The sequence below is a fragment of the Photobacterium sanguinicancri genome (assembly GCF_002265265.1).
Classification (GTDB): Bacteria; Pseudomonadota; Gammaproteobacteria; order Enterobacterales; family Vibrionaceae; genus Photobacterium; species Photobacterium sanguinicancri.
Genome location: NZ_NOIF01000289.1, coordinates 1 through 3,730, shown reverse-complemented (window position 1 = coordinate 3,730; position 3,730 = coordinate 1). Strand labels below are relative to the sequence as shown.

Sequence of the window (3,730 nt, the reverse complement as noted above, 5' to 3'; positions counted from 1 at the left end):
GATTAATTACCTGAAGTACAGGTTAATAAATTATCGATAAAATAATATATGGATTTAGCCCCTCGACACCACCCAGGCGTAAACCACTGATATATATAGGGTAATATATATGATTAATTATCAACCTTATACATTCAGAAACACACTTCGCCTGATAGGCAACTACGGGCTTATTCTTATATAGATAATTGATCTTGCAAGACCTTAGCCTTAAAGAAAAAAGAGAATAGTGAATAAATCGCTGCAACTTTACTGCATTTTTTTACATAAACACGATGACTGCTACACTATTAATGACTAATAGACAAGATAGGCAGGCTCACTTTTTGCCGTTAAAATTAGCCCTTAAGAAAAGTATGAAAAAGAAAACATTATGAACTCACTTATTCAAATAAATGAGCTTGAATCAATGCTCATTGCGATTATCGTGCTTTTTCTCGGCTACTTTATAAATAGCAAAGTAAAGGTTCTACGCAGGTATAATATTCCGGAACCAATCGTAGGTGGCTTAATCGTTGCTATCTTCGTTGCTATTATGCATGCACAAGGTGTCGATATCGCTTTTAACGTTCCTTTAAAAGACACATTAATGCAGATGTTCTTTGCAACCGTTGGCTTAGCAGCAAGCTTCAAATTACTTGCTCAAGGCGGTTCACGCGTATTTTTGTTTCTTGGATTAGCAACTGCATTCATCATTATCCAAAATGGCGTGGGTGTTGGTTTAAGTTCACTTTTAGGCTTAGACCCATTACTAGGCCTAATTGTTGGCTCAATTACTTTATCTGGTGGTCACGGTACAGGTGCTGCTTGGTCACAAACATTTGCAAGTGAATATGGTCTACACACCTTAGAGCTGTCTATGGCATCGGCTACATTCGGTTTAATCATGGGTGGTATCATTGGTGGGCCGATGGCACAACGCCTTATCAATAAATTCAACTTGAAGTCATCATTTGGCGATGGTCAAAAGCACCATATTGAACACCCTGACCTTGTAACTTACAGCGACAAAGAAGAAGACCGCATTACATCGAAAAATACGATTGAAGTGCTCTTTATCTTACTGATCTGTGTGGCTGGTGCTTCTCATGTCAAAGATCTGGTCGATAGCTTTGGTATTAACTGGTTGCGTATTCCTGATTTTGTTTACGCCCTCTTTATTGGTGTGTTTATCACCAACGTTTGTGAAGGAACAAAAGTCTACAAAGTAAACAGCGAAACCGTCGATGCTTTAGGCACAATTTCGCTCTCTCTATTCCTTGCTATGGCCCTTATGAGCCTGCAGCTATGGGAACTGATGGAGCTAGCGTTACCAATGCTTATCATTTTAACGGTTCAGACGCTGGTTCTAGGGCTATTCGCCTACTTTGTGACGTTCCGAGTTATGGGCTCTACTTACGATGCAGCAATCATTGCTGGTGGCCACTGTGGCTTTGGTATGGGCGCAACACCTACGGCCGTGATGAACATGGGCTCATTAGTCTCTCGTAATGGTCCTTCACCACAAGCCTTTATGGTTGTACCTATTGTTGGCGCATTCTTTATTGATATTGCAAACCTGATTGTTCTGCAAGGTTACATTAGCTTTATCCAATAGCATTTAACCCTGTAGCAATTGTTCAAAAAGCGCGTCTTTTATATAAGACGCGCTTTTTTATATCTCTCTCCGCTGGTACCCCGCAAAATTTGCCTCGCACTACCCGACAACCTTTGTCACACCTCTCTTTACTACCAATTGCCCTATTTACAGCTATGCTTAACATGTCCACATGGGGTGCGTAGAAACACAGCAACTTCAATAATAAACACAGTAATCCTTCCGATAATATGTTTGACGGAGTAGCGACAATGTTAGATGAAAATCACTCTCTTGCGATCGAGTTCCCTGAGCATCAAAACACCATACACCAACTTAAAATGGCTAACGCAAATTTCAAGTCGATGGCTGATCGGTATCATAAATTAGATCATGCTATACGAGGATTAGAAAACCAAAGTCTTCCCATTGGTGATACTAGCTTTAGCCAAATGAAGTTAGAAAGAGCACATTTAAAAGATAAAATCTTCGAGATCATAGGGCAGACAGATAAGTAGCGCTCTACTAACTGCTAGAGAAAGCCTATTCAGCTGCAAGTAATTTTGCTTTAGTTGTAACATTTTATTTTGAAAAAACATGCTTAAACTACACACTCGAGTTAAACCTGCCAGCTAACCACCTACTGTAGCTGGCTTTTTTTCGATAGCACCAAAAAGCCCTCTCAATGAAGACAATATTACAATTGTAACATTGTATGTATCTGACACTTTTAACCATCTTTTATTGATAGAATCCGCGCGCTTAAAACGAGATATTCAACTTTTGTTGAAAATATTTAATTTTTTTAGAACTGTTTTGGATAGCCATTTTAATGGTGTCCATTGCGCGTATTGAGAGTAAGAATGAAAAAGTTTGATAGAGCTATGCAAATCCTAGTTGCTGGATTCTGCATCAACTTGTGTATGGGTATCCTATACGCGTGGAGTGTATTCAAAAAAGCATTGGTTGTAGATTTAGGTTGGTCAAATGCTGACGCATCAATGCCTTATACAGTAGCCATCATTACTTTTGCTCTTTCTCTTCTGGTTGCTGGTATCTTGCAAGATCGTATGGGTCCACGCCGTGTTCTTATCATGGGTGCTGTAATGGTTGGCCTTGGTATGATTGCGTCAAGCTTTGCGACTACTCCTCTAATGCTAGTACTGACTTTTGGCGTACTAACAGGCTGTGGTATCGGCTTTGGCTACGCATGTTTAAGCCCTGCGGCTATGAAGTGGTTCCACCCTTCTAAGAAAGGCCTTGTGAATGGTCTTATCGCCGCTGGTTTCGGTCTAGCCGCTGTTTACCTTGCGCCATTAACATCTGCACTGATCGCACAGTACGGTATTAACACGAGCTTCCTTATCCTAGGTTGTGCAGTTCTTGTTATTGCAGTGCCACTTGCATTTACTATTAACAACCCACCAGCAGATTACACACCAGAGCTTCCAGCGGGCCTTACTGGTGATGCAGCGAAAGCAAGCAAGCCTGTAGATATCAACTGGCGTGGCATGCTTAAAACACCACAGTTTTACTCTCTATGGTTCATGTTCGCGTTAGCGTCTTCTGCTGGTCTTATGGTCATCGGTAACATTACGTCTATCGCATCACTACAAGCTAATATTGCAGATGCCGCTTACCTTGTTGTTATTCTTGCGATCTTCAACTCTGGTGGCCGAATTGCAGCTGGCATCCTGTCTGATAAAATTGGCGGTGTTAAAACACTGATGCTTGCTTTTATCATGCAAGGTATCAACATGGTTATGTTCGCTACTTTCCAAAGTGATTTCACACTAATGATCGGTGCGGCTGTAGCGGGTGTTGGTTACGGTACCCTTCTAGCGGTATTCCCATCTATCATTGCTGATTTCTACGGTCTTAAGAACTACGGTGCTAACTACGGTGTACTTTACACTGCTTGGGGTATCAGTGGTTTCATCGGTCCTGTACTTGCTGCTGTTGCAGTAGATACCACAGGTACTTACACAATGGCATACACAATCTGTGCTGCAATGGTAGGTGTTGCTATCTTCCTATCATTCATCACTAAGCCTGTAGATGCTGAAGCGCTAGAGAAGAAACTAGCGAACGCGTAATACACCTGCTGTGATTGCAGAGTTATTTGATTACATAAGTTATTTGATTACATAAGTT

General features: G+C 41.1%; 3 protein-coding genes. All 3 read left to right on the top strand.

Translation table 11 applies throughout. The features are described from left to right. Positions 1-373: 373 nt before the first annotated feature. The 3 genes from gltS (at position 374) to ASV53_RS23205 (ending at position 3,672) form a co-directional block, all read left to right on the top strand. Positions 374-1,597 carry a sodium/glutamate symporter gene (gene gltS / locus ASV53_RS23215; RefSeq protein WP_094958879.1) on the top strand — a complete coding sequence of 408 codons (1,224 nt, stop codon included), beginning with the start codon at positions 374-376 and terminating at the stop codon, positions 1,595-1,597. 251 nt (positions 1,598-1,848) lie between these two features. Then, positions 1,849-2,094, top strand: coding sequence for an HP1242/YdcH family protein (locus ASV53_RS23210; protein WP_062690501.1), 246 nt, complete (start codon positions 1,849-1,851; stop codon positions 2,092-2,094). 345 nt (positions 2,095-2,439) lie between these two features. Then, the gene (locus tag ASV53_RS23205) at positions 2,440-3,672 is read left to right on the top strand and encodes an L-lactate MFS transporter (RefSeq protein ID WP_094958878.1); all 1,233 of its coding nucleotides are present in this window, start codon (positions 2,440-2,442) and stop codon (positions 3,670-3,672) included. The last annotated feature ends 58 nt before the right edge of the window (positions 3,673-3,730 follow it).